This window comes from Polluticoccus soli, from assembly GCF_029269745.1.
GTDB lineage: Bacteria > Bacteroidota > Bacteroidia > Chitinophagales > Chitinophagaceae > Polluticoccus > Polluticoccus soli.
The window spans coordinates 988,467-1,012,421 of the sequence record NZ_JARJHT010000002.1; the positions used below are offsets into that span (position 1 = coordinate 988,467).

29 protein-coding genes are annotated in these 23,955 nt (G+C 46.3%); 14 read left to right on the plus strand and 15 right to left on the minus strand.

The window, feature by feature from the left end; all coding sequences use genetic code 11:
• Nucleotides 1–23 precede the first annotated feature (23 nt).
• Nucleotides 24–569 (plus strand): glutathione peroxidase, encoded by a 546-nt coding sequence (locus tag P2W83_RS15160; protein ID WP_276134604.1) that lies wholly within the window; start codon nt 24–26, stop codon nt 567–569.
• Nucleotides 570–617: 48 nt separating this feature from the next.
• On the opposite strand, the gene P2W83_RS15165 is transcribed toward P2W83_RS15160, so the two are convergent.
• Nucleotides 618–902: a hypothetical protein gene (locus tag P2W83_RS15165; protein WP_276134605.1), complete on the minus strand. Its 285-nt coding sequence runs from the start codon at nt 900–902 to the stop codon at nt 618–620.
• A 107-nt stretch (nt 903–1,009) separates the two neighbouring features.
• Complete coding sequence (gene accC / locus P2W83_RS15170; RefSeq protein WP_276134606.1) at nt 1,010–2,491, minus strand: acetyl-CoA carboxylase biotin carboxylase subunit; 1,482 nt, start codon at nt 2,489–2,491, stop codon at nt 1,010–1,012.
• A gap of 481 nt (nt 2,492–2,972) precedes the next feature.
• Between accC and P2W83_RS15175 the strand changes: the two genes are divergently transcribed.
• Nucleotides 2,973–3,299, plus strand: coding sequence for a hypothetical protein (locus P2W83_RS15175; RefSeq protein WP_276134607.1), 327 nt, complete (start codon nt 2,973–2,975; stop codon nt 3,297–3,299).
• Here the strand turns inward: P2W83_RS15175 and P2W83_RS15180 are convergent.
• A complete protein-coding gene (locus P2W83_RS15180; protein ID WP_276134608.1) occupies nt 3,273–3,701 on the minus strand; it encodes a DUF1801 domain-containing protein in 429 nt (142 codons plus the stop codon). The genes P2W83_RS15175 and P2W83_RS15180 overlap by 27 nt on opposite strands.
• 54 nt (nt 3,702–3,755) lie before the next feature.
• Between P2W83_RS15180 and P2W83_RS15185 the strand changes: the two genes are divergently transcribed.
• Complete coding sequence (locus P2W83_RS15185; protein ID WP_276134609.1) at nt 3,756–4,649, plus strand: alpha/beta hydrolase; 894 nt, start codon at nt 3,756–3,758, stop codon at nt 4,647–4,649.
• A gap of 58 nt (nt 4,650–4,707) precedes the next feature.
• Here P2W83_RS15185 and P2W83_RS15190 read toward each other — a convergent pair whose 3' ends face one another.
• The gene (locus P2W83_RS15190; RefSeq protein ID WP_276134610.1) at nt 4,708–5,157 is read right to left on the minus strand and encodes a hypothetical protein; all 450 of its coding nucleotides are present in this window, start codon (nt 5,155–5,157) and stop codon (nt 4,708–4,710) included.
• Nucleotides 5,158–5,355: 198 nt separating this feature from the next.
• Here P2W83_RS15190 and P2W83_RS15195 point away from each other — a divergent pair, with 198 nt between their 5' ends.
• The 3 genes from P2W83_RS15195 (at nt 5,356) to P2W83_RS15205 (ending at nt 8,042) form a co-directional block, all read left to right on the plus strand.
• On the plus strand, nt 5,356–6,222 hold the full coding sequence (locus P2W83_RS15195; RefSeq protein WP_276134611.1) for a hypothetical protein: 867 nt from the start codon (nt 5,356–5,358) through the stop codon (nt 6,220–6,222).
• A 35-nt stretch (nt 6,223–6,257) separates the two neighbouring features.
• The gene (locus tag P2W83_RS15200; protein WP_276134612.1) at nt 6,258–6,806 is read left to right on the plus strand and encodes a GNAT family N-acetyltransferase; all 549 of its coding nucleotides are present in this window, start codon (nt 6,258–6,260) and stop codon (nt 6,804–6,806) included.
• Between the two features lie 78 nt (nt 6,807–6,884).
• Nucleotides 6,885–8,042: a hypothetical protein gene (locus P2W83_RS15205; RefSeq protein ID WP_276134613.1), complete on the plus strand. Its 1,158-nt coding sequence runs from the start codon at nt 6,885–6,887 to the stop codon at nt 8,040–8,042.
• Here P2W83_RS15205 and P2W83_RS15210 read toward each other — a convergent pair.
• Nucleotides 8,036–8,602 carry an HD domain-containing protein gene (locus P2W83_RS15210; protein WP_276134614.1) on the minus strand — a complete coding sequence of 189 codons (567 nt, stop codon included), beginning with the start codon at nt 8,600–8,602 and terminating at the stop codon, nt 8,036–8,038. The genes P2W83_RS15205 and P2W83_RS15210 overlap by 7 nt on opposite strands.
• A gap of 188 nt (nt 8,603–8,790) precedes the next feature.
• Between P2W83_RS15210 and P2W83_RS15215 the strand changes: the two genes are divergently transcribed.
• The 4 genes from P2W83_RS15215 to P2W83_RS15230 are packed head-to-tail and all read left to right on the plus strand — an operon-like array spanning nt 8,791 to nt 10,946.
• Nucleotides 8,791–9,123, plus strand: coding sequence for a hypothetical protein (locus tag P2W83_RS15215; RefSeq protein WP_276134615.1), 333 nt, complete (start codon nt 8,791–8,793; stop codon nt 9,121–9,123).
• A 12-nt stretch (nt 9,124–9,135) separates the two neighbouring features.
• Complete coding sequence (rfaD, locus tag P2W83_RS15220; protein WP_276134616.1) at nt 9,136–10,110, plus strand: ADP-glyceromanno-heptose 6-epimerase; 975 nt, start codon at nt 9,136–9,138, stop codon at nt 10,108–10,110.
• A gap of 14 nt (nt 10,111–10,124) precedes the next feature.
• Entirely contained in the window at nt 10,125–10,589 is a 465-nt protein-coding gene (locus P2W83_RS15225; RefSeq protein ID WP_276134617.1) for a DUF4920 domain-containing protein, read from the plus strand.
• Between the two features lie 3 nt (nt 10,590–10,592).
• Nucleotides 10,593–10,946: a carboxymuconolactone decarboxylase family protein gene (locus P2W83_RS15230; RefSeq protein ID WP_276134618.1), complete on the plus strand. Its 354-nt coding sequence runs from the start codon at nt 10,593–10,595 to the stop codon at nt 10,944–10,946.
• Between the two features lie 49 nt (nt 10,947–10,995).
• On the opposite strand, the gene bshA is transcribed toward P2W83_RS15230, so the two are convergent.
• Together bshA and P2W83_RS15240 are read right to left on the minus strand one after the other, a co-directional pair.
• Complete coding sequence (gene bshA, locus P2W83_RS15235; protein WP_276134619.1) at nt 10,996–12,141, minus strand: N-acetyl-alpha-D-glucosaminyl L-malate synthase BshA; 1,146 nt, start codon at nt 12,139–12,141, stop codon at nt 10,996–10,998.
• Between the two features lie 92 nt (nt 12,142–12,233).
• The gene (locus P2W83_RS15240; protein ID WP_276134620.1) at nt 12,234–12,560 is read right to left on the minus strand and encodes a hypothetical protein; all 327 of its coding nucleotides are present in this window, start codon (nt 12,558–12,560) and stop codon (nt 12,234–12,236) included.
• A gap of 96 nt (nt 12,561–12,656) precedes the next feature.
• Between P2W83_RS15240 and P2W83_RS15245 the strand changes: the two genes are divergently transcribed.
• On the plus strand, nt 12,657–14,039 hold the full coding sequence (locus P2W83_RS15245; protein WP_276134621.1) for a M28 family peptidase: 1,383 nt from the start codon (nt 12,657–12,659) through the stop codon (nt 14,037–14,039).
• Entirely contained in the window at nt 14,026–15,153 is a 1,128-nt protein-coding gene (locus tag P2W83_RS15250; protein WP_276134622.1) for an ABC transporter permease, read from the plus strand. The genes P2W83_RS15245 and P2W83_RS15250 overlap by 14 nt, the downstream gene beginning before the upstream one ends.
• Here the strand turns inward: P2W83_RS15250 and P2W83_RS15255 are convergent.
• From P2W83_RS15255 to P2W83_RS15285, 7 genes are read right to left on the minus strand one after another with little or no spacing between them, the layout of a single operon-like run.
• A complete protein-coding gene (locus tag P2W83_RS15255) occupies nt 15,150–15,374 on the minus strand; it encodes a DUF2905 domain-containing protein (protein WP_276134623.1) in 225 nt (74 codons plus the stop codon). The two genes, P2W83_RS15250 and P2W83_RS15255, sit on opposite strands and share 4 nt — an antisense overlap.
• Nucleotide 15,375: 1 nt before the next feature.
• On the minus strand, nt 15,376–16,593 hold the full coding sequence (locus P2W83_RS15260; protein WP_276134624.1) for a BaiN/RdsA family NAD(P)/FAD-dependent oxidoreductase: 1,218 nt from the start codon (nt 16,591–16,593) through the stop codon (nt 15,376–15,378).
• A complete protein-coding gene (locus P2W83_RS15265) occupies nt 16,593–18,869 on the minus strand; it encodes an NADP-dependent malic enzyme (RefSeq protein ID WP_276134625.1) in 2,277 nt (758 codons plus the stop codon). Before P2W83_RS15265 ends, P2W83_RS15260 begins: the two co-directional genes overlap by 1 nt.
• Before the next feature lie 58 nt (nt 18,870–18,927).
• Entirely contained in the window at nt 18,928–19,524 is a 597-nt protein-coding gene (locus tag P2W83_RS15270; protein WP_276134626.1) for a DinB family protein, read from the minus strand.
• Between the two features lie 60 nt (nt 19,525–19,584).
• Nucleotides 19,585–20,163, minus strand: a complete 579-nt coding sequence (locus P2W83_RS15275) for a Crp/Fnr family transcriptional regulator (RefSeq protein WP_276134627.1) — start codon at nt 20,161–20,163, stop codon at nt 19,585–19,587.
• A 9-nt stretch (nt 20,164–20,172) separates the two neighbouring features.
• Nucleotides 20,173–21,012 (minus strand): maleylpyruvate isomerase N-terminal domain-containing protein, encoded by an 840-nt coding sequence (locus P2W83_RS15280; RefSeq protein WP_276134628.1) that lies wholly within the window; start codon nt 21,010–21,012, stop codon nt 20,173–20,175.
• 16 nt (nt 21,013–21,028) lie between these two features.
• Nucleotides 21,029–21,676, minus strand: coding sequence for a DUF4291 domain-containing protein (locus tag P2W83_RS15285; protein ID WP_276134629.1), 648 nt, complete (start codon nt 21,674–21,676; stop codon nt 21,029–21,031).
• Nucleotides 21,677–21,767: 91 nt separating this feature from the next.
• Between P2W83_RS15285 and P2W83_RS15290 the strand changes: the two genes are divergently transcribed.
• Both P2W83_RS15290 and P2W83_RS15295 read left to right on the plus strand, forming a co-directional pair.
• Nucleotides 21,768–22,385: a hypothetical protein gene (locus P2W83_RS15290; protein WP_276134630.1), complete on the plus strand. Its 618-nt coding sequence runs from the start codon at nt 21,768–21,770 to the stop codon at nt 22,383–22,385.
• Between the two features lie 81 nt (nt 22,386–22,466).
• Nucleotides 22,467–23,729, plus strand: a complete 1,263-nt coding sequence (locus P2W83_RS15295) for an MFS transporter (RefSeq protein ID WP_276134631.1) — start codon at nt 22,467–22,469, stop codon at nt 23,727–23,729.
• On the opposite strand, the gene P2W83_RS15300 is transcribed toward P2W83_RS15295, so the two are convergent.
• Nucleotides 23,726–23,950, minus strand: a complete 225-nt coding sequence (locus tag P2W83_RS15300; protein WP_276134632.1) for a hypothetical protein — start codon at nt 23,948–23,950, stop codon at nt 23,726–23,728. The genes P2W83_RS15295 and P2W83_RS15300 overlap by 4 nt on opposite strands.
• Between the last annotated feature and the right edge of the window lie 5 nt (nt 23,951–23,955).

Consider the following 23,955-nt stretch of genomic DNA (forward strand, 5'->3'; position numbering starts at 1 on the left):
CACAGGTTTTAACAGATACATATATGCTACTGACCATTCTTCTATTCTTCAAATTCTTCTTCTTTGCACCTACGCCCGATAACAATGCACCAAACGGAAGCATCTACGATTTCAAAGTAGAGGCCCTGGAAGGCGGCACAATCGACTTCTCAGCTTTCAAAGGCAAGAAGATACTGATCGTTAATACTGCCTCTGAGTGCGGTTATACTCCCCAATATGAAGGCTTGCAAAAGCTGTCTGAGAAGTATAAAGGCAAACTGGTGATCGTGGGCTTCCCAACCAACGACTTTGGCAGGCAGGAACCTGGCTCTAATCAGGAGATCGCCACCTTCTGCAAAAAGAACTACGGCGTCTCTTTCCCTATGGCCGCCAAAATCTCCGTGAAAGGCGATGACACAGCCCCCATATACTGCTGGCTGACCCGCAAGGAGAACAACGGATTTGAGAGCAGCAGTGTACGCTGGAACTTCCAGAAATACCTGATCAACGAGAAAGGCGAGCTAATAGGCGTCTACTACTCGAAGACAAAACCAGAAAGCACTGAGCTGGCAAAAGCCATCGAACAATAAAGAAAAAGAGCAGTGGTTAACTGCTCTTTTTCTTTTTGTCTTATTGCCCTAGCGCGGCACCGGCGGAGCCGGAGGCTTTGGTGGTGCCGGCGGTGTTGGAGGTTTCGGAGGCGGAGCCGGCGGTGACGGTGCTTTACGCGGCGCTGGTGCCCTTGGAGGGGCTGGCGGCTGCGGAAAACCTTTCGGAACCGGAGGCGGTTTCGGATTGCGTGGCGTGCCAAATGTTTTTTCCCATTTTTTCTTCCAACGCTTGGTATGCGATTGACCGTATACATCTCCCAAACCAACCCACATACCCAACATCAGCAGCAGGCCCAGTATTTTCGCTTTCATACCCGGTAGTTTTGGTACACACCATGCAATTATGCTACCAAAGCTACCAAGGCATTTTTCCTATACAAAGAACTTCGCAAATCACTGAATAACTTGCAGTTACAAACCTACTTACGACGGAGCTTCCAACCGGTAGCTGAGCCGTTTGTAGAACTAATTGCACTTTTAGGCTTGCGTTCCTGCTCCCAGATGACTGCCGACAATAAAGCCGCTACTTCTTCACGCTCCGGATCTTCTTCCATCAGGAGTTCAGGTTTAAAGTATTTGTCAATGAACTTGGTATCAAAGTTACCAGAACGGAACGCTTCGTGCTGTACGGCCCATTTACCAAAGCCCAGCGTGGTCTGAATGCCTTGTATATAATACTCGTCGATAGCGCGGCAAAGTCGTTCAATTGCTTCATCCCTGTTTGCACCATGCACTACCAGTTTGGCGATCATCGGATCGTAGAATATAGGAATATCCTGTCCCTGCTCATAACCATCGTCCACACGTACACCGGGACCTTTCGGTGGTTGGTACATTTCCAGCTTTCCGGTATCGGGCAGGAAGTTGTTCATTGGATCTTCGGCACAAACACGTAGCTCTAACGAGTGACCGCTTATTTTCAGGTCCTCCTGCGCAAACGACAGTTTGTTGCCGCGCGCAACATTGATCTGCTCTTTTACCAGGTCGATACCAGTGATCATTTCAGTCACGCAATGTTCTACCTGAAGGCGGGTATTCATTTCCAGAAAGTAGAAATTCAGGTTCTCATCTACCAGAAATTCTACAGTACCTGCACCATAATAGTTGCATGAACGGGCCACTGCTACAGCGCATTCGCCCATAGCCTTCCTGATATCAGGTGTCAGGCAGCTGGATGGCGCTTCTTCGATCAGTTTCTGGTGACGGCGCTGTATAGAACACTCGCGCTCAAACAGGTATGCATAGTTACCATGCTGGTCGCCAATTAGCTGTATCTCGATGTGGCGTGGAGCGCCTACATATTTTTCAATAAACACCGCATCGTCGCCAAAGGCACTCAGCGCTTCGCTTTTTGCGGTCTGCATTTGTTGTTCCAGTTCGTCCTCGCTGTTTACCACGCGCATACCCTTACCACCGCCACCGGCAGATGCTTTGATAAGGATGGGAAAACCAATACGTGCAGCAATAGATTTAGCTTCAGCCAGATCCTTGATCGGATCTTCAGTTCCAGGCACCATGGGCACATTAAACTTTTTAGCCGCCTGCTTAGCAGCAATCTTGCTACCCATCATCTCTATAGAATAGCCAGAAGGACCAATGAAGATCAGGCCTGCATCAGAAACAGCCTTCGAAAAGCCAGCATTTTCACTAAGGAAACCATATCCAGGGTGGATAGCATCCGCTCCCAGTTTCTTGGCAACTTCTATTATCTTCTCGCCACGCAGGTAAGATTGGGCAGACAGAGCCGGACCAATACACACCGCTTCGTCAGCATAACGGACGAATGGCATATTCCTGTCGGCTTCTGAAAAAACGGCTACTGTTTTAATACCCATATCCCTTGCCGTACGCATTACACGCATAGCTATTTCTCCCCTGTTGGCTACCAGTATTTTTTGCATGGGCGCTAAGATAAGCCTGTTTGGCCGAATAGTTGATTAGTTCATAACCTTACATATTAAACTATCCGCTTATTCATTGTAGGTTCCTGTAGACTTTTTGCATGAACGCCATCAAAACAGCCGGCATTTGTTGTCGTTTGTTGTCGATTTTGAGGAAGCGACCTGAATGCTGCCAAATCAATATTGAACAGCGAACGAAACACATTAACATTTAACGCCATAGAATCAAGATTTTACAGTTTCTAAACCACCCAACAACCAATACAAATATACTACAAAATAACAATAAATAGACTTTTATACGTAATAAAATTTAAAGATTTTAATCATGCAACTGAAACCATACGAGCAGTATTACGGTCGACCTGAGTTGGGTGCTGCTTAGAGAACTTTGAAATCCGATGGAAAAATAAAGATGATAATATACCACTATTGCATGCCATCATTTTTTGTATCTTAGGATATTCTTAAAAACTGATACATGCTGGAAGATCTCAATCCCGGAGAACAAAAACTGGCCATCGCGATGAGCAAGATCTCTGAGCGCTGCTACGACGCCAGCTGGATGGGCAACCTGGAGTATGTGCTCTGGAACGCGCTTCAAAACGGCCCATGTACATTTGGGAATGACGTCATCTCACAACAGGATATTGACCAGCTCAAACAAATGTCAGAAGCTTGTAACCGATGGATTTATTTTGATGACGAAACCGAAGAAACGGCAATAGAACCGGTAAAATGGCAAAAAAAATTCAAAGCAGACGTAACTGAAGATCCGGAATTACTCAGCGGGATACAAGTCCTGTAGGTGACTCAGCGATTCGTGTATCATTTCCTTCAGCACTTTCTCGTCGACGTCTTCCAGGCGTTTGATGTATACACAGCCTTTACTTGATTTATGTTTACCAAGACGCGCCAATAAGGCCTCGCGCTTGTTGGCGTCCGGCATCAAGTAAAGCGTCAGAGCGTCTTTACGCGGAGAAAACGCTACTCTTGGCGCATCGCCCTCATGCCCACTGTCATACTTATAGTGGTATTTACCAAAACCAATGATAGTTGGTCCCCACATTTCGGCTTTGTGACCTGTGGCCTGCTCCATCATATCGAGGATACGGAAACTGTCAGCACGCTTTCTCTCGTCTGGTACTGCATTGATAAAGTCTTCAACGCTCTCTGCCGTCCATGCGGTCTTGGTCTTGGTCTTTGCCATAGCATTGGTTTTAGCTCTTCAAATGTATTAATTTGGAAGTATAAACTGGTGGATATGCGCTGTTATTTACTCGTACTGGCAGTGGCTATTAGCTGTACAGCCTGCAATTTCAATAAGGTATACCTGCAACCGCAGCCACTACCCCCAGCGGTGAAAAAGCTGCGCATGACCAACCCGGTTACCGGCGATACGACGGTTGTCTATTTCAGTGGCAATAACCTGCTGCCCGAGTTGAAAGATGGTCGGGATCAACCCAAAAAGACCGGCTTCACAATACAGAGTAATTTCATTAAAAGCAGCAGCGGCAACGATATATATAGCTGGTTTGTAAAACCGGTGAATAGTAAGCCTCTTGCAACCATATTATTTCTTCATGGCAATGCGGGCAACATTCTGAGTCACATCAGCTCTGTGCTGCCTCTCGTGCAACAGCAATACCAGGTATTGATAATAGACTATAGCGGATTTGGCTTTTCTGGTGGCAGCGCCACACGCAGCAATGTGCGTAAAGATGCGAATACTGCACTGCGTTGGCTTTCAGCGCTTCCCGGAGTAAAAGACGGCAAGCTGGTTGTTTATGGCCAATCGTTGGGCGGCCACCTGGCCGCGGTGGTAGCCGCAGACAACGAGCAACTGGTAGACGGACTAATTATAGAGGGCGCTTTTTCATCTCACAAAGACATTGCAGCCGCCCGCATGCCGGTTTTAGGACGAGCATTAGTAAATGAGCAATACAGCGCTATGGAGGCACTATCGCGGTTTCATAAGCCCGTGCTGGTGATCCACAGCACTGAGGATAAGGTGATACCGTTCTTTATGGGTAAGAAGCTATACGAACAGGCTAATCAACCCAAGCAATTCTACGAGATCGGGCATGCCCATATCGAAGGCCCTGAGTACTATGCCGACAGCATATCGCAGAAACTGAAGCGAATGTTGAATATCTAAATACACAAAGGCGGAACAGAAGTTCCGCCTTATTCACAACCCACTTCATCCGCTACTCTTATCTCATTGGAGGCACCTGCACTGTAATGCTTACAGGCTGCGCAGGATATTGTCTTATATAGGTATCGTATTTCAGTTCGGGGTGTTCATTAAGACGGGCGTCGTGAAGCATTTCCACCCTCGCTGCATTAAGATCAACAGTTGACATATAAGTCGGAACCGTTGTAGACGTGGTCCATACAGATCCATCCCAATAGGTATAGCCACGGGCAGGATCGTAGAAAAGATAGTAGTCCGGAAAGTAGACATGACCATTATTCTCATAACCATGCGCCTCCGCCCAGGCAGGCGGAGCTGTATTATTGTATTTCACTTTCGAGTCCTGTGTCTTTAGCTTTACGGTGCCGTCTCCTTTTGCTTTCACCTTTGTTTTCTGGCTGTTTTGGGCAGCGCAAACAGGAGGAGCAGCAACCAGCAATACGCCGGCAAAAAATAGTTGCAATCTCATAGCAGTCCTTTTGATTTGCCTTTATTGCAAAAAAACTATACCCCTTTCAGCCATTTTTTGAACATTAAACTGAGTATGAACCCGCTAAAAATTGCAATGAATAATCGCGAAAAACGAGCTTCCCCAAATTGCTGACGTGGGAATATTGATGAGCTTTAGGATAAGTTTAAAGCTAGTATCAGTATCTTAGTTATTCGTATGAAAAAACTAATGCTCGTTTTACTGTGCTTCACAGCCGTTTCACCTGTGTGGGCCAACATCGTAAAAATGGACCTGAGCGAGGCTGTTAAAGTGCACATGGTGCAGGCCGAAGCCATTGCCACCGGTCAGAGCTATAAAGCGCGGGGGTTAAGAGTAAAACTGGTAAACAAAAGTGGTTCGACCATACAGTTGAAAGTAAACCAGGGCGTCGTATTTAAACCGGCTGATGCTGCGTTTCAGCCGCTGGTGTGCGCCGGAGATGAAATGATCACGCTGCAGCCATTCAAAGACGGGCAGTTGGATGTACAAACGTTCTGTGCTGACGCCCCCAAAAACGCACCGCAAAAAGACATCGTCTATTCGTACTCGCACAAAGAAAATGACACCTTGGTAAAGTTGCTGGCCTATATCAAGAAGAATGTTTTGTTTGACCAGTTGGGACAAGACGCTGTGTGGGTGATAACCAACGGTCATTCGCTGAGTGAAGTATACGATCCTGCACGAGATCAGCAATCGGCAAAATTAATTGAATACCTGGTTTCGATTACCGGAAAGCCCAAACCTGAATATTATATTGACAGAGCGGTGAATGAAGCGGCAGGTCAGCCAGTATACTCCCCTAAAGCACTCAAGATATACGCCAAGTTCGAACAAATACTGGAGGAACCAGCAAAGCTAACACTAGGCGTTTTTGACCAGCAGGGTAAAATGATACAGGAAGTGTTCAGCAACCGTACATTTGGCAAGGCAGGACACCGATTCACGGTGCAATTTGAATCGAGCAATGTACCTGCGGGCAATTATTATATCAGGCTAAAGCAAGGCGAGACCACACTGCAGGAAACAAAGGTACTGGTAGAATAATGCGGCTATATTTGTTATCTATAATTTGCTGACACATGCTGGAGTTACAACTAACCCCGTTTCCTCTACTATCCACAGAACGTTTGCTGTTGCGGGCAATGAGCCAGTCGGATGTTGATGCATTGCATGCACTTCGCAACAATGACGATGCTATGCGCTATATCAAAAAAGAACGCCAGACCAAAGATGAGGTGGCTAAAATGATAGAGCGCGTACAAAACGACCATCACACCAATGAAGCCATCAGCTGGGTGATCACCCGGCACGACGAGCCTACGCTTATGGGTACAATTGGCTTGTGGAGAATAGACCGTCCGCACCACCGCGCAGAAATCGGCTATATGCTCCATCCGGACTACTGGCGCAAGGGCTATTTGACAGAAGCGATACAGGCTGTGATGCAGTACGGGTTTGAGCATATGAAATTGCACAGTGTGGAAGGACAAGTTGATCCAAGAAATACGGCCTCAAGAGGCTTGCTGGAAAAAAAAGGCTTTGTGCAGGAAGCACATTTCAAAGAAAACTATCATTTCCGTGGAGATTTTTACGATACTGTAGTATACAGCAAACTCAAGGGAAGTTAAACCCAGGCAGCAATAAAGGCGTACTTCGCGATCGGTTTTACATTATATTTATAACCGTTCACAGCTATACGGATATACATGAAGAAATTACTTGTCGTGGCCGCCGGTTTTCTATTGATCACTTCGTGCAAAAAGGAAGATGTTAATGCGCCCCAGGTACAGACCACCTATGACTCGGGATTTTACACCTTGCCCGGCACGTTGGCTTTTAGCGGCAATACCGCCATCAAGACAAGCGACAATAACATTGTGATCTGTGGCATGAGCGACACGAAGGCACAACTTGTCAAGCTTACGAGCAGGGGTTCTATAATATGGCAACGAACGTTCTTTGTAGATCCGGGAGCAGAGATAACCTGCATAGCCGAACTGCCACAAGGTGGGTATGCGATCGCCGGTGGTGACAATAAGAGCAGTTTTGTTATCGCAACGAATGCTAACGGGCAAAAGACCTGGAAAAACTATTATGGAGGTTCAGCTATTACTATCGCACGCCAACTTGCCACCACAGCTGATAACCATATAGTGTTGGCAGGCAGCAGTTATAAAGACTCAACCAGAAGAACAGTCGACGTATATCTCGGCAATATCCAAAAAGATGGAACCGCGGTATGGGAAAAAAACTATACGGCGCTTACAGCTTGCTATGATGTATCGGTTGCTAAGTCTGGCGATATTTTGCTCACCGGTTCGTCCGTGCCGGACGGTTATGCTCAAGGCACTTATTTGCTGAAAACCAAAAGCAACGGTGATAAGTTATGGGAACGTATTCCACCAGCGACAGAAACATCGGTTGGCATTACATCCGAAGTCCAACCGAACGGCGAAATAATTACAATTGGAACTGCACATGCGGGCGGCCTGGATGCCATCTCCGTCCTAAAGCTTAATGGTGATGGCAACAAGGTTTGGGAAAAGGAATTGAGTGAAAATGGCAGTCAGTTGCAGGCATCGGCTATACACCTGCATGACGATGGAAGCATGATCATTGCCGGATCGATACAAGATAACGGTTCCGTCGCCTCAACAGATATTTTGCTGGTAAAACTTGACGCATTTGGCAATAAACTGTGGCAAAAAACGATAGGAGGCAGTAATGAGGATAGGGCCTTTAACATTATTGCTGATAACGACGGGTTGCTACTGATAGGGAATACAAAAAGTTATGGCGAAAAAAAGGGTGAGCCCAATATCTTCCTGCTCAGGATAAACAATACAGGTGATTTGATTTATTGAGGCCCCTGATCATCGACCATAGCCAACCCCCTCTCGACCACGGCCATCGCACGATGAAACAAGTCCTGGTTGCCGTGGTTCATCCTGTTCAGCAGTTGCCTGCATTCCTGCAAAAACATCGGGGCAAAATGAGCATCGTGATTGACGATCTCTGCACAGTTATCCATGATATCTGCATATTTTATGGTTTGCGCATCTGCACTAGTGGCCGACATCCTATCCTGCTCTTTTGCTTTGCGCTCCCTGCGACTCATACCGGGATATTTATCCCTGACATACACATCAGTCAACTCCACGACCAGGGCCAGAGTGCGCTCAGCCTCTGCGGGCGTCATGACTGTATTCAGGAATTGAAGTAGCTCAACAGGTGTCACCGGGGTATCTTCCAACACATCGTGCAGAATCGCGGCTGCAAGAACTGTAAGATCGGCCGTATACGCCCGGCAAGTGTTCATGACCCGGACTGGATGCACAATGTACCGCTCAGGGGTATATCTACGCATTTGCTCGTGATGTGCGGCATCGGTATAGGCAATGATCTTATCCAGTATTTCCTGCATCTGTATGAAGATAGGGAAAAAGCTGTTTTCTTGTCAGTATAAGGGGCGATCGTAGAGCGAAAAGAGCTCGGCTAGCCTCCATTCCCATTACTATTTCATTCAAAATGACATTCTTAGGGAAAGGTTTAGAGAAATCGCCGTAAACTATTACTTTTGCGTCTGTTAATTTAAAAAAAGTATAATTATACATGGCACACGATACACATCACGATACACATGGCCACCACGAAGTTTCTGATAAAACCCAATCAACAACTTCTTTCAGATCAGCGTTCTTTTTCGTTTGTATCCTGGCGGGCCTGTTCATTGCTGCTGTTAACTTCGTTAACGTAATGGGTCATGATGATGAAGGTGGACATGGCAGCGAGCATAGCACTGAACATGCAACAGAACATGCTGCACCGGCTCATGAAGCTGGCACCAGCCACACTATCGAAACGGAAGCTACACCTGCAGCGGGTCATACTGAAGCAGAACACGGCGCCGCTGCTGACACAACACACCACGCAGAAGGCCATTAATAGTCTGAATTAATGCGTACGACGGATACCATAGCCATAACCGGCGCGGCCGGTTTTATTGGCAGCTATCTCGTTGGTCATCTTAACCGATTAGGTTTTCAGAACCTGGTGCTGGTTGACGACTTTTCCAATCCCGCTAAGGCAAAGAACCTCGAAGGAAAAACTTATCGTGAGCAAGTGAACCGCGATGATTTTTTTGCATGGGCCAATGGCAATGCCATACAGCATATCTTCCACCTTGGTGCCAGGACGGATACTACTGAAATGGACTATGAGGTCCATAAACGGCTAAACCTTGACTACTCCAAAAAGGTTTGGCAGCTTTGTATTGAGCAAAACATTCCGCTGGTATATGCCTCTTCGGCCGCCACCTATGGGAATGGTGAATTTGGTTATAAGGACAGCCACGAGATCGTCGAACAGCTGGCGCCACTCAATCCTTACGGTCGCTCAAAGAATGAATTTGACATTTGGGCGCTTTCTCAGAAAGAAACTCCCCCATTTTGGGTCGGTCTTAAGTTTTTCAACGTTTACGGTCCCAACGAATACCATAAAGGCCGCATGGCTTCGGTGATCTTCCATGCCTACCGCCAGATCAAGAACAACGGAAAGGTTAAACTCTTTCGATCGCATAACCCGGAATATAGGGACGGCGAACAGATGAGAGATTTCATCTATGTGATAGATATCGTTTCTATATGCCTATGGCTGATGGAAAAAATGCCTGCAAGCGGCCTGTATAACGCGGGTACAGGTAAGGCCGAGACCTTTAAATCGCTGGTCACTGCAATATTCGATACCCTTTCAATACCCGTGAACATTGAATATATCGACACTCCAGCCGATATTCGCGACAAATACCAGTACTTCACGGAGGCCGATATGAGCAAACTACGTGCTGCGGGATATGACCGGCCATTCCAATCTTTACAGGCTGGTATTAATGGTTATGTAGGTGAATTCCTCGAAAAAGGTTTGTATTTTTGAGTAAATACCGACCAATGAAAAAACTACTCTTTATCGCCGCTGTAACCCTTTTTGCCGGCGCCAACACAACATTCGCTCAAAATAACTGGGCTAAATACGGCCAGGAATTCAAGATCGAGAACGTTCATACTATGCGTTCACTCAACAAAGCCATGACCGATAAAACGGAATTGGACAACATCAAACTTGAAGGCCGCATTTCGCAGGTTTGCCAGGCTGAAGGTTGCTGGGTGAAACTAAAGAACGCGGAAGGTGAAGACGTATTTGTAAAGTTCAAAGATCATGCTTTCGTTGTGCCTAAAGACCTTTCGGGCAGGGCTGCTATCGTTACCGGCAAAGCGATCAAAAAAGAAGTATCTGTAGACGAGCAGCGTCACCTGGCTGAAGACGCAGGTGCAAGCGAAGCAGAAATAGCAAGGATAAATACTCCAAAACAAGAACTGCGCATTGAAGCAGTTGGTGTAATGGTGAAAAACTAAAAGATGCAGGATCCGGTAAAAGAGTTTAATGATTACAGGGCCAAAATGAATGAGGTCATTCTTGGCAAGCAAAATAAAGTCATCAACAGGCTGTTCAACCTCGATACTAATACCTACGCAGAAGGTGCGCTATCGGTAAAAACCAAGGAAATGCTGGGACTCGTTGCCAGCATGGTATTACGTTGCGACGACTGTATCAAGTATCATCTTGGTAAGAGCTATGAACAAGGCATTACCACCGAGGAGATGTACGAGATATTTGCTGTGGCAAATATTGTAGGCGGTACCATTGTGATACCACACACCAGGAGGGCGGCTGAGTACTGGGAAGCCCTTCAAACTGCTGATGTAAGCTAATTGAAATAATAAATAAGAAAGCCGCGATGAAGATCACGGCTTTCTTATTTTATGCAGGTTGCACTTTGCTTTTATAAGCTTCGATCACTTCTTCATACAGTGTTTCATACAAAGGAATGATACTTCCTTTTTCAAAACTGCGGGCATGTTGAATGGCAGCCTCTTTGAATTGTTCGAGAGTTGCATCGTCACGGAGAATGTAAAGAGCGTTTTTCGCCATGTCGTCTACGTCGCCTACATCACTCAGGAAGCCTGTTTTACCGTGAATGTTGATCTCAGGTATACCACCGGCATTGGATGAAATAACCGGCACTCTGCAAGCCATAGCCTCAAGCGCCGACAGACCAAAGCTCTCATATTGCGATGGCAATATGAAGAGATCGGTGATGCTAAGTATCTCGTCCATTTGTTCCTGCTTGCCTATAAAACGGATATCCTGGGCAAAAGGCAAGTGGCGGGCTATGTCCTCAGCATGTTGACGTTCGGGACCATCGCCTATCATTAGCAGTTTCGACGGTATCTCGGCATGCACTCTTTCAAACACCTTTATTACGTCCTCTACCCTTTTCACCTTACGGAAGTTGGATACGTGTGCCAGGATACGCTCGCCATTGGGAGCCAGCATCAGCTTGAAATGGTTCTTATCTGTTTGATGGAAACGGCTGGTATCAACAAAGTTGGGAATAACAAGAATATCCTTCTCGATCTTGAATGACTTAAACGTCTCGTCTCTCAGGTTCTGCGATACCGCAGTAATTGCATCTGATTCATTTATGGAAAACGTTACCACCGGTGCATAGGTAGGATCTTTACCGACGAGGGTAATATCCGTGCCGTGCAGCGTGGTTATGTACGGAATACAACGACCTTCTTTTTTGAGTATCTGGCGGGCAAAATATGCAGCCGAGGCATGCGGTATTGCGTAGTGAACATGCAACAGATCGAGTTGATTGTTCATGATCACATTTACCATGGTGCTCGACAAGGCCGTCTCGTACGGCGGGTATTCAAAAAGCGGGTACGGCGGCACCGCTACTTCGTGATAATAAATATTAGGGTGAAAATTAAGCCTGACCGGTTGCTGGTAGGCTATAAAGTGTATCTCATGTCCTTTCTCAGATAGCGCCATTCCAAGCTCGGTAGCCAAGACACCGCTACCGCCAAATGTTGGATAACAAACAATGCCAATTTTCATTTAGCAAATATCCGTATAAACAAGATACCGGTCATTACAAAAACAATAAGCTTTGGTAATGACCGGTTCAGCATTAAGTATTAACGAGTTGCCTAGCTGAGTTTGGCGTGCGAGAGAATGTACGCACGAACCAGGGCTGCTTGCTGATCATTGAGTTTTGCACGCATCGACATGTTAGGCAGGATCTTTTCCCATTTGTCAACAGAACGTGATTCGGGCTCAAACAGCTTGTGACACTTGCCACAATTGTTCTGCCACAGAACTTTGCCTTCTTCCAATTGAGCTTCGGTATAGTTCTTTTTTACATCGGCTACTTTTTGTTCCGGCGAGATTTCGCCTGAAGCAGTTTTCTTAGGGGTACATTCGGTGAGGAGTACTGAGGTAAACATGAGTGAAAAAATTGTAAAGAGTTTTTTCATAAGGGAGGTTTTCAGCCTTAAATGTAAGGAGAATTTGCGAAATATTGTATCGACAAGAGTATTCGTTGCTTTTGTATGCTTTGTTATTTTTACGGAATGAAAAAGCTACTTCTCTGTTCCCTTCTATCCATTTCGGCTACGGGCAGCTTTGCGAATGATTCTCTCACCCTCAAGACAATGTCGGACGAGATCATGCTTCGGGGCGCCTGCTACAATAACCTGCGTGTGTTGTGCAAGCAAATAGGTCATAGACTGAGCGGCACTCCGGCAGCAGCAAAGGCTGTTGAATGGGGGCAAAATGCACTGACTGTTGCAGGAGCCGATAAAGTATGGCTGCAGCCGGTAGATGTGCCTTATTGGATAAGGGGAAAAGAAAGCCTGAAATTTCAGTTTGGCAAGGATAAAAAAATAGTCGAAGTGCCTGTGCTGTCGATAGGCAATACGGTCGGCACCGATGGCAAGATTCTTTCTGCGCCACTGATTATGGTGAATAGCATAGACGAGTTCAATGCGTTGCCTGCAGAAAAAGTGAAAGGGAGCATCGTATTCTTCAATTACCGCTTCCGCCAGGATATCATCAATACGTTTGATGGATATGGCGACTGCGGTAAGTACCGCTGGACTGCGCCAAACATGGCCGCAGCGAAAGGAGCTGTCGGTACCATCATTCGCTCTGTATCTACCGGGCTGGACGATGCACCACACACCGGCTCTATGCGATATGCAGATACTGTAAAGCCGATACCAGCTATGGCCATCGGCAATACCAGCGCTGACATGCTCGAGAAAAAAATGAAAGAAGGCAATGCTACCGCGTTCATGCAATCTGAATGCAGGATGGAAGGCACGGTAAGGTCTTACAACGTCATTGGAGAAATAACAGGTTCGGAATATCCAGAGAGCATCGTGTTGGTCGGTGGTCATCTCGACTCATGGGATGTGGGCGAAGGCGCACACGATGATGGTGCCGGCTGTGTTCAATCGATAGAAGTGATACGCGCCCTGAAAGCACTTGGTATAAGACCAAAGCGCACCGTCCGTGCCGTATTATTCATGAATGAAGAAAACGGTCTTAAAGGCGGACTTGCCTACGGAGACTCGGCCAAAGCTAGAAATGAAAGACATATACTGGCTATAGAAACGGATGCAGGTGGATTTTCGCCAAGAGGTATATCGCTGGACATGGGTGAAAGCGAAAGGGAGCAGATAAAAGCCTATCGCAACCTTTTCCTTCCGTACGGTGTTTATGATTTTACCCAAGAGCATGGTGGCGCAGATATTTCGCCCCTACGCAAGCAGGGCGTGCCTGCTGCAGGGCTTGTGCCGGATCCCCAACGCTATTTTGACTTGCATCATACACCCAACGACGTGTTTGAAGCAGTGAACCACAGAGAGTTAAAACTGGGCGCAGTTACTTTGACCGCACTGGTGTACCTTGTAAGTGAACATGGATTGAAATCAGGAAATGTCCAGCCGTGATACAAATGATACCATACTGCAAAAACTGCTGAAAAAACCTTCAGCGATCATTGCTATTAGTATCATATTACTAACGGCAATGATCGCTTTATTTGCTTACCTGCTGGCTCCGGACAATACTCCCAATGCCAACCGAATGATCATTGAGCTTGGCGCAAGAGAACCCGGTTTCTCTAAACAACTTTTGCTAGTTCCAAAAACAATAACACAACAGAGGACGAACAAAGGAACTGAGTGGCTATCCGGAACACCATCGGACTACAATGCGATACCGTTGAATGGTTATCACTTCAACGGTGACAAACTTTATATAAAACACTACATAGACGAAGGGTTACAAGACACCATGACCTTCGCTCTCCAGCAATTGCTTCCGACGGGGGAGAAGACAAAAAGCATCAAGGAGCAACGACAATATTTGGAGAAACACCAGATCGTTAAACGGACATTCTATCTCGGAACCGACAGGTATGGAAGGGATATTTTGTCGCGCGTAATTGTGGGCTCGAGAGTCAGCCTGGCCGTTGGCTTCGTGGCTGTGCTGTTATCGATAACTATCGGCATCATACTCGGTTCCGTAGCCGGGTATTTTGGTGGCATCATCGATAATACGGTGATGTGGGTGATCAATATTCTGTGGGCTATACCTACCCTACTACTGGTATTTGCTATTACACTAACGATCGGCAAAGGCTTCTGGGAAATATTTATTGCTATCGGACTTACGATGTGGGTGAGCGCGGCGAGACTGATAAGAGGACAAGTATTGGTGATACGCGAGATGGAGTACATCACTGCGGCAAAAGCCCTCGGACTGGGCGATGCCAGGATCATTTTCAGACACATACTGCCAAACATTGCCGGACCGATCATGGTAATCGCCGCCAGCAATTTTGCTACAGCAATATTGATAGAAGCAGGTTTGAGTTTCCTGGGTATCGGCGTACAGCCACCTATGCCGTCGTGGGGATTAATGATCAAAGAACACTACAACTTCCTGCTTACTAATAGGCCGTTGCTGGCTATCATACCGGGCATTGCTATTATGCTGCTGGTGTATGCTTTCAATATTTTGGGAAATGCCTTACGGGATGTACTCGACGTTCGCGCCTAGCCTTTGAAACGTTGGATCAGCCAAAGTATCAAAGACAATACGACACTCACCAATATCATGGTGGTGATGGGAATGAATACTTTGAAATGCTCGCGCTCAATGCGAATATCACCAGGCAAGCGACCGAGGAAACGCAACTTATCTCCAAAGAGCCAGATGACAACTCCGGCCAACACGATAATTGCACCAATGATAACGACCGACTTACCTAAGCGCTCCATATTATTTTTCCTTTATCACGCTTTGTGCGGCAATATACCCACTGCTCCATGCATTTTGAAAGTTGAAGCCCCCTGTTATACCATCTACATCCAGTATCTCACCACCGAAGTATAAACCAGGAATAAGTTTACTCTCCATAGTTTGTGCATCTATCTGTGATAGACTAATACCGCCGCAGGTAACAAATTCTTCTTTGAAGGTTGTTTTACCTTTTACTTCGTAAGTATCGCGCACCAGTTTTTCTATTAGCTTATTCTGCTGCGCGGCAGGCAGGTCTCCCCATTTTGTTTCGTCTTTAATACCGCATTGATGTAGCAAATACTCCCACAATCGTTTAGGCAGATCAAAAAGATTTTTGAACTGAACGGCTTGTTTACCCCGCTCGCGCCTGATCTGGGCAATGGTATCTTTCAGATCCTGTTCGTTTCTATCGTTCAACCAGTTTATCTGGACTTTAAAATTATAGTTGCGCTCTGCCAATTCCCTGGCTCCCCAGGCTGAAGTCCGCAATACTACCGGTCCGCTCAGTCCCCAATGCGTGATCAGTATTGGTCCCTGCTCAACGATTTTGGTGCCTTGTATTTTAACAGTAACAGTCGGTACACTCACACCCATCAGCTCTGTGATCGGGTGTTTAGGAATATTAAACGTAAACAGCGAGGGCACCGGAGTTTCGATCTTGTGTCCTAATTGCTCCAGCCACGCATACTGGTCTTTTTTCGGGAAACCGCCACAGGCTATCAATACCCTGTCCGCAGTGTAAAAGGTTTTGTCGCCAAAATCGATACGCAGACCATCATCCGTCTTTTCAATTCGCTCAACGGCCTTATGATAACGCACCTGCACCTTTTGCTTCATCATCTCCTGCCAGATGCAATCAATGATGGTTTGCGAATTATCAGTAACCGGGAACATGCGTCCGTCTTCTTCCGTTTTCAATCGCACGCCACGTTCGCCAAACCAGCTGATGGTATCCTGGGGAGAGAATTGATATAACGAGCGACGCAGTAAGGGCTTGCCACGGGGATAACGATCGATAAGCTCTGGCACATCAAAACAGGCATGTGTCGTATTGCACCTACCTCCACCCGACACCTTTACCTTTTGCAGCGCTTTGCCCGTCTTTTCGAACACGGTCACTTCTCTGCCTTCCTGCCATGGAATATTAGCGGCCGCAAAGCAGCCTGCAGCACCGGCACCAATAATGGCGATCCGCATTAGTGACCGGATTTTACCTGTGCTTCCACTACCGAAATGGCCACCATGTTTACGATCTGACGGACAGTACTACCGAGTTGCAACACATGTACAGGCTTACGCAAACCAAGCAACATAGGCCCAACTGCTTCAGCACCACCAAGCTCTTGCAACAAGTGATAGGCAATATTACCAGCAGCAAGATTAGGGAATATCAATACATTGGGCGGGCCTGTTACCAGATCGGAGAATGGATAGTTTTCGCTTAGCAGATCTTTATTAAAGGCCAGGCCAGCTTGCATTTCACCATCTATCACCATGTCAGGGTACATCTCTTTAATTCGTGCCACAACATTGCGGCTCACTATAGCCTCAGGCGATGCACTGCTGCCGAAATTGGAATAAGACAGCATAGCAATGCGAGGCTTAATATTGAAATGCTCCACAACCTTCGCTGTTTGCAAAGTGATATCGATCAATTCTTCCTCAGTAGGATTGAAATTGACCGTAGTATCTGCGAAAAACAACGGGCCTTTTTTAGTGAGCATCATATACATGCCGGCTACACGTTTGATTCCTTCACCCATACCAATGATCTCCAGCGCGGGACGTAGCGTATTAGGATACTGGCGTGTAAGTCCTGAAAGCAAAGCATCAGCCTCATTCGTCTCCACCATCATGCAACCAAAGTAGGAACGATCGCGCATCGCTTTCTTGGCTTCGTATACATTGTACCCGCGGCGTTTACGTTTCTCGAAAAACAGCTTGCCGTACTCCTGTCTCCTCGCGTGTTGGTCATCACTTCGAGGATCGATGATGGTCACATCCTTTAGCTGGATGCCATTGTGTTCGATGAGGTGTTTAATGCGACGCTCATTACCCAACAGAATTGGTATCGCAATGCCTTCGTCATTTGCAATCTGCGCTGCTTTCAGCACTTTCAGATTTTCTGCTTCGGCAAATACCACACGTTTAGGGTTTTGCTTGGCCTTATTGATAACGAACCGCAAGATATTATCATCACTGCCAAGGCGGCGGTATAGTTCATTTTCGTAGGCATCCCAATCTTCTATCGGCTTGCGGGCAACACCGCTTTCAATGGCCGCCTTTGCTACTGCTGGCGAAACCGTCGTCAACAAGCGTGGATCAATTGGTTTGGGAATGATATACGTTGGGCCAAAGTGCAGGCTCTTTTCATTGTAGGCTACGTTCACCATATCAGGCACCGGTTCCTTAGCGAGCGTCGCCAACGCCTTGACGGCAGCCAACTTCATTTCTTCATTAATACCGGTTGCACGTACGTCGAGCGCACCACGGAAGATAAATGGAAAACCCAGAACGTTGTTGACCTGGTTGGGGTAATCGCTGCGTCCTGTTGCCATGATCACATCGGGACGAGCTTCAAGGGCATCGTTATACGGAATTTCAGGATCAGGATTGGCCAACGCGAAGATGATCGGCTTGTCGGCCATCGGTTTGATCATCTCCTTATTCAGCACACCACCCTTAGATAGACCGATAAATATATCTGCGCCCACGAGGGCATCCGCCAATGGAATCGAGGCAGTGTCTTGTGCAAAATATGCTTTGTACGGGTCAAGATCATCGCGGCTTGTGGTGACCAAACCCTTACTGTCGTACATGAACATATTCTCCAACCTGGCTCCAAGAGCGAGGTATATCTTGCAGCAAGATACTGCAGAGGCACCTGCACCACTGATAACGAATTTCACTTTAGAAATGTCTTTCCCAACCAGTTCGAGGGCATTCAGCAGCGCGGCGCCGGAAATGATAGCCGTACCGTGCTGATCGTCGTGCATGATAGGAATGTTCATCTCCTCTTTCAGGCGACGCTCGATCTCGAAACATTCTGGTGCTGCGATGTCTTCGAGGTTAATACCACCGAAAGTAGGTTCCAACGCTTTCACCACTGTGACAAATTCGTCGATCGTCTTAGGACTGATCTCAATATCAAACACATCGATATCGGCAAATATTTTGAACAGAAGGCCTTTACCTTCCATAACTGGCTTTGAAGCCTCGGGACCTATATCACCCAAACCCAGTACGGCAGTACCATTACTAATAACAGCTACGAGATTTCCTTTTGCGGTATACCGATAAACGTCCTCCGGATTTTTATGTATCTCCAGGCAAGGCTCTGCCACCCCCGGTGAATATGCCAGCGCAAGATCGCGCTGCGTTTTGGTTTCTTTTGTAGGAACTACTTCTATCTTCCCCGGCCTGCCCTTCTCATGATATTCCAGCGCGTCTTCTTTCCTTATAAGTTGTGCCATTGTTGCTCGTTAAGAAGCAACTAAGGTAGTAAAAAGCCAGTTGTATGCACAACCCACTCTATGCTACAGCTTTAGCACGGTCATTCTGAACAGCATCAAGTGTTTTAGCCAGTTGGACAAAATGTCGCTTCTGATGTGCAATAACAAACCTGAATGTGTCTCCAAGTTTTAGCTTGATGAACCTGCTAATGCTGATAGGAACTTTCAACTTACCAATATCCGTTTTTGCTGATGCCTGTAATAATTGTAGCATTTTTTGTTGCCCGGCTACAAACTCAGCAATGACTTTTTCTGCATCAAGATCTGCTGCCGGTACGTGATCCGTAGGTGCGTTCATTTTGTTGGCGATCTTGCCGTCTGCTTTGGGAAGCATCATGTTGGTAAAATAATTACCGAACCAACCACTTTTAAACCGAGGCACGAATAACATGCGCTTTGCTATGCCGTCATTCAGGGCTTTTTCCATTTCCGGAAGGTAGTAACGGTTATAGCTATTGAGGTGCTCAACAACTTGTGCTACACTCCACTTGCCCGTGGCAGGTTGTCTATTGAGAATTGCACTATCCAGACCACGAATATTCTCGGTAGTCTTCATTATCTGCTGTACATCAACGGTTAGTTTCTTCAGCAGTTCGGTGGTATTAAAAACCGGCATATTTATTTTTTTACAAAACTAACCACGCGCTTCAGCATAAATCTTGGCATAAACCAAGATTTATAATTTGACCTTACCCAGCAGTTTACTGAAGGTTGTGGGATCAACACCAATGTACGAAGCAAGATACTTGTGCGGGATCAGGTTCAACACATGTGGGCTGCGGTGCAGCAGAGTCGTGAATTTCTCTTCAGCCGAGTAAGACATGATCTCTACCTGTCGCTGCAAAGTACCCGACAATACTCCCGTCAAGGCTACCCTAACCCACGTTTCAATGGAACGGTGTTTTTGCATGAGCGAATCCAGATCATTGAAGTGTATGCGCAATAAACTGCTCTGCGTTATAGTCTCCAGACAAAATTTTGATGGTTGTTGCGTAAAGAAACTATCGATAATACCGGAGAAAGACGGCGGGTATGAAAACACCAGTGTAGCCTCCTTGCCATCGTGCTCAAAGAAAGCGCGTTGCACGCCGTCAAGCACCAGGTACAAGTATTTTTCAGTTTCGCCAGCCATAGTAATGACCTGCTTGCGTTTATAGCTTACTTCGGTCCAGCGCCGAGCTAGTTCATCCCACGCTTGTTCATCGATTGGATGAACAGCTATAATCTGTTGTTTTAAGAGGTTGTGTGCGTTCAAGAAGACTGTTTATGCCATTACAGATACCATTCCAAGGGCGATCTTACCAAGATCTTCATCGCCTTTTATTTTAACTTTTTCAAGGGCTTCTTCAGGACTGATGCCTTTTGAGAAAAGTCTCCATGAGGTTTCAGGGTCTATCTCAACGAGTGCATTCGGCTCAAGCCTGGTAAAATGGCGCAATACCCAACCTTCATCTGTTTTATTGATATGCCATACTCCACCGATATCGCCTGTTACCACGACCTCAACGCTCGTACCGGTGGGTACATCCACATACTTATATGTTTGTGGTAGCCCACACATAAAAGTGTTGATAAACGGATAGAATAACTCCTTGGTCATTAAGCCCGGCTTACCGACAGCATCTCTTATCTGCTGCTGGTGTATCCATTTTTCTGTGTATTCGCGAGCGATGTGAAACCAGTTCTTCGATATTTCCTCGCCTGCCCACGCAACAGAGAACACAGAATCATCCCAGGGGTCAAGCGTTGCCAGAAATTCCGAATACTGCCTACCTGTCCTTTCCAGCATTTCTATGATCACATGGGGGCTTAATCTTTTGCAAGCAGTTACCCACTCTGCGTTCATTTCGTTCAGATAGATCACCAGGTCCTTATAAGTGTTGATATGTTCAGGTTTATTGGCCCAGTAATGATCACGCAACATTGATAAAGTACGCAAATTGCCATCGAGCAAGTGCGCGGCAATATCTTTCACTATCCATTTTCGCGTGATTGTTTGCCTGTGCCATTCTTCCGGCGATAGAGAGTACAGGAGCTCAACCAGTCTAGCATCTAGCTTTGGAAATAGATGGAGCACCTCTATAGGTATTACATGGTGGATCATAATTCAAAAATACAATCTACAGGGAAATGGTTGTTGCATCTATCTTGGTGAGTATTGTAAGATCACCGGGCGCATAAGCGCGTTCGCGAGGCATGCGAACTTCGTTCACCTTATTTGCTTTGACAAGGTTTTGCTGTTGCTGTACATGAGGTGTGATATTCCGGATCTCCTGTATCCATTCAGAGTTAAAGCGTTCAAGCATTTTACCGCTAAGCCCGATCTTAACAGCTTTGCGTTCGGTCTTGTTACCGTACAGATCATGATAGGGCTCCCACTGTAACTGCACATCTGAATTCTCCAGTTGCTTTTTCCAGGAAGCGTTATCTCCGTAGATATCCTTATAAAAAGTGGTCATTATGGCGAAGCGCAATATCTCATCGAAACCCTTACGCGTCATTTTTATAGCAAGGACGTTTTCCTGGTTTTGTTTTTTTGCCCACCCCGAATAATACATCATCCACAAGAAGCTGGGTTTCAGCCATGTAGTACGATTAAAGTCATAATCGTCCCCGCCGAAACGCTGGTGTTTAACTGCATATTCAGCAATGCTATCCCTGAAAGCCTGGTAAACAATTATAGATTCCTCATTAAATTGAGCAATAATAAACTTACCTACGGCAGGCAAATGCTTCTCGTGTTCGTCGTGAGATTCAAAAATGAGCATAGAGATGATTTACAGTACGCGGGCCAAATAATTCATGCCATATAACAGCAATGATTGGCATGAATTTCCATAAATATAACAAATCTCTGTTATGGAGCATCCAAGGCATAACATCCCTGAACACGTGCATGGCGCAAAAAAGGACCTGAAACATAGCTATACAGCTGAAGACGCCGACGATGCCGAAGAATTGTTCGTGGTAGCAAAAAACAAATTGCTGGATGTCAACAACTGGGACAAAACATCCGTTTCTGCCAGTGCGGTGTTTCAGCTTGCTGATCATCATGGCAATGATCTCCACAGGAAAGCACACAAAGGCGACTACATAAAAATAAATATCCCCGGACCAGGTTCCAGCACCGGGGGGGGATTTGACTGGGTGCATATTGAACATATCACGTACGATGATTATCCTGACGAACATACGGAAAGCATATTAATGGAAGTCCGACCCTGCCCTGCACCGGTCAATAACAATGAGGAAGTAGCGCATTTTTTTAAAGACGATGCGACAAGCACTTTTATCATAGAGCGGCACGGTAAGTTGCTTATGGCACATTATTACGGCAGGAACGAAGTACCGAATACAGAGGCCCACAACACAGCCGATGTTGTTAGGAATGCAGCCGTAGCAGCAGGTGCTCTCGCCGGTCTTTCAGAAATGCAATGGACCAACCTCATCAAAGGCTTTCTGTCTTTTGATGAGTGACTATAGGGTTATATTTTATAGCAATGAAGAACAGCTTTTTATTGCCATGTATTAAGCTGACCTTTGCAGCATTTGATCGATATGAGTGCGAAAGAACGGATCATTCTCTTACTGCTGGCTGCGTTGAACTTTACCCACATCATGGACTTTATGATCATGATGCCATTGGGAAACTTCCTGATGCCTTATTTCAATATTACCTCGCAGGCTTTTTCGATGCTGGTGGCGGCTTATACATTTAGTGCCGGTCTTTCCGGTTTTACCGCCGCTTTTTTTGTTGATCGGTTCGATCGGAAAAGCGTACTACTGTTCGGCTTTGCTGGTTTTCTCATAGGTACTATTTGTTGCGCGATCGCGCCTAGCTATGCCATGTTATTAGGCGCAAGAATAGTCGCCGGATTATTCGGTGGCCTTATCAGCGCCCAGGTATTGTCCATAGTTTCTGACCTTATACCATACGACCGCCGCGCGTCTGCCATGGGAATGATCATGGCTGCATTTTCAGTGGCTTCGGTATTTGGTGTACCCTTTGGTCTCTACCTGGCTAATCATTTTTCGTGGCATGCCCCGTTTTATTTCGCTGCCGGATTAGGCGTTCTGCTGTTGCCGCTTATTCTACGGTATATACCAGCAATGAACAAGCATGTACACACGGCGAAAGAAAAGCGTGTTGACCCAATAACACTTGTAAAAGATATAGCGCACAACCGTAGCCAGGTGCTGGCACTTGGATTATCGGCAACGCTAATGATGGGCCATTTTATGATCATCCCATTCCTGAATCCATTTATGGAATTCAACAAAGGCTTTAGCAAGACACAGACGCCAATGATCTATTTTGTCGGCGGGTTGCTGACGTTGTTCACCTCGCCGTTGTTTGGCCGTGTGGCCGATAAGGTGGGTAAATACCGCTTGTTCAGCATCCTTGCAACTATTGCTCTGGTACCCGTGGCTATCATAACCAATCTTCCCGATATACCATTTGCCGTTGTATTGTGTGTTACTGGTTTTTGGTTCGTGGTTTCCAGCGGACGGGCAATACCGGCACAAGCCATGGTCAGCCACGTGGTTCCTGCCGATAGGCGCGGCAGCTTTATGAGCTTCAATTCATCTGTGCAACAAATTTTCGTAGGGCTCGCGTCTGTAGTTGCCGGCTTTATTGTAGTGAAGCAACCGGACAACACGATCCTGCATTATAACGTAACCGGATATTTCAGCATTGCTATCGCCATATGCTGCATCTATATAGCATCACTATTGAACAAACGAATGCAGGCAAATGAAAGGATACACACCGAACCGTTGGCCGGCAACATTAATGAGGACATCAAAAAAGCAAGCTAATAGCGTGGTGTATTGAAGCCTAACACTTCTTTGCGCTCCTTGGCATACTCAATATAGAGTAACGTTGCGGTGATCTGCACACTATCTCCCACAGTGCTTTGCGATTGAACAAAAGAATATATCCTAATACTTTTATCTTTCAGGAACGCCGATAATTGGTCCTGTACTTCGGAAGGACTGCCGGTAAATATGATCGAACTGATCTCTACAACTTTCAGCATGTCAA

Excerpts from the sequence above, each read along its gene's own strand:
- P2W83_RS15160 (WP_276134604.1), top strand. The coding sequence starts at position 24 with ATGCTACTGACCATTCTTCTATTCTTCAAATTCTTCTTCTTTGCACCT.
- P2W83_RS15165 (WP_276134605.1), bottom strand. The coding sequence starts at position 902 with ATGAAAGCGAAAATACTGGGCCTGCTGCTGATGTTGGGTATGTGGGTT.
- accC (WP_276134606.1), bottom strand. The coding sequence starts at position 2,491 with ATGCAAAAAATACTGGTAGCCAACAGGGGAGAAATAGCTATGCGTGTA.
- P2W83_RS15175 (WP_276134607.1), top strand. The coding sequence starts at position 2,973 with ATGCTGGAAGATCTCAATCCCGGAGAACAAAAACTGGCCATCGCGATG.
- P2W83_RS15180 (WP_276134608.1), bottom strand. The coding sequence starts at position 3,701 with ATGGCAAAGACCAAGACCAAGACCGCATGGACGGCAGAGAGCGTTGAA.
- P2W83_RS15185 (WP_276134609.1), top strand. The coding sequence starts at position 3,756 with ATGCGCTGTTATTTACTCGTACTGGCAGTGGCTATTAGCTGTACAGCC.
- P2W83_RS15190 (WP_276134610.1), bottom strand. The coding sequence starts at position 5,157 with ATGAGATTGCAACTATTTTTTGCCGGCGTATTGCTGGTTGCTGCTCCT.
- P2W83_RS15195 (WP_276134611.1), top strand. The coding sequence starts at position 5,356 with ATGAAAAAACTAATGCTCGTTTTACTGTGCTTCACAGCCGTTTCACCT.
- P2W83_RS15200 (WP_276134612.1), top strand. The coding sequence starts at position 6,258 with ATGCTGGAGTTACAACTAACCCCGTTTCCTCTACTATCCACAGAACGT.
- P2W83_RS15205 (WP_276134613.1), top strand. The coding sequence starts at position 6,885 with ATGAAGAAATTACTTGTCGTGGCCGCCGGTTTTCTATTGATCACTTCG.
- P2W83_RS15210 (WP_276134614.1), bottom strand. The coding sequence starts at position 8,602 with ATGCAGGAAATACTGGATAAGATCATTGCCTATACCGATGCCGCACAT.
- P2W83_RS15215 (WP_276134615.1), top strand. The coding sequence starts at position 8,791 with ATGGCACACGATACACATCACGATACACATGGCCACCACGAAGTTTCT.
- rfaD (WP_276134616.1), top strand. The coding sequence starts at position 9,136 with ATGCGTACGACGGATACCATAGCCATAACCGGCGCGGCCGGTTTTATT.
- P2W83_RS15225 (WP_276134617.1), top strand. The coding sequence starts at position 10,125 with ATGAAAAAACTACTCTTTATCGCCGCTGTAACCCTTTTTGCCGGCGCC.
- P2W83_RS15230 (WP_276134618.1), top strand. The coding sequence starts at position 10,593 with ATGCAGGATCCGGTAAAAGAGTTTAATGATTACAGGGCCAAAATGAAT.
- bshA (WP_276134619.1), bottom strand. The coding sequence starts at position 12,141 with ATGAAAATTGGCATTGTTTGTTATCCAACATTTGGCGGTAGCGGTGTC.
- P2W83_RS15240 (WP_276134620.1), bottom strand. The coding sequence starts at position 12,560 with ATGAAAAAACTCTTTACAATTTTTTCACTCATGTTTACCTCAGTACTC.
- P2W83_RS15245 (WP_276134621.1), top strand. The coding sequence starts at position 12,657 with ATGAAAAAGCTACTTCTCTGTTCCCTTCTATCCATTTCGGCTACGGGC.
- P2W83_RS15250 (WP_276134622.1), top strand. The coding sequence starts at position 14,026 with ATGTCCAGCCGTGATACAAATGATACCATACTGCAAAAACTGCTGAAA.
- P2W83_RS15255 (WP_276134623.1), bottom strand. The coding sequence starts at position 15,374 with ATGGAGCGCTTAGGTAAGTCGGTCGTTATCATTGGTGCAATTATCGTG.
- P2W83_RS15260 (WP_276134624.1), bottom strand. The coding sequence starts at position 16,593 with ATGCGGATCGCCATTATTGGTGCCGGTGCTGCAGGCTGCTTTGCGGCC.
- P2W83_RS15265 (WP_276134625.1), bottom strand. The coding sequence starts at position 18,869 with ATGGCACAACTTATAAGGAAAGAAGACGCGCTGGAATATCATGAGAAG.
- P2W83_RS15270 (WP_276134626.1), bottom strand. The coding sequence starts at position 19,524 with ATGCCGGTTTTTAATACCACCGAACTGCTGAAGAAACTAACCGTTGAT.
- P2W83_RS15280 (WP_276134628.1), bottom strand. The coding sequence starts at position 21,012 with ATGATCCACCATGTAATACCTATAGAGGTGCTCCATCTATTTCCAAAG.
- P2W83_RS15285 (WP_276134629.1), bottom strand. The coding sequence starts at position 21,676 with ATGCTCATTTTTGAATCTCACGACGAACACGAGAAGCATTTGCCTGCC.
- P2W83_RS15290 (WP_276134630.1), top strand. The coding sequence starts at position 21,768 with ATGGAGCATCCAAGGCATAACATCCCTGAACACGTGCATGGCGCAAAA.
- P2W83_RS15295 (WP_276134631.1), top strand. The coding sequence starts at position 22,467 with ATGAGTGCGAAAGAACGGATCATTCTCTTACTGCTGGCTGCGTTGAAC.
- P2W83_RS15300 (WP_276134632.1), bottom strand. The coding sequence starts at position 23,950 with ATGCTGAAAGTTGTAGAGATCAGTTCGATCATATTTACCGGCAGTCCT.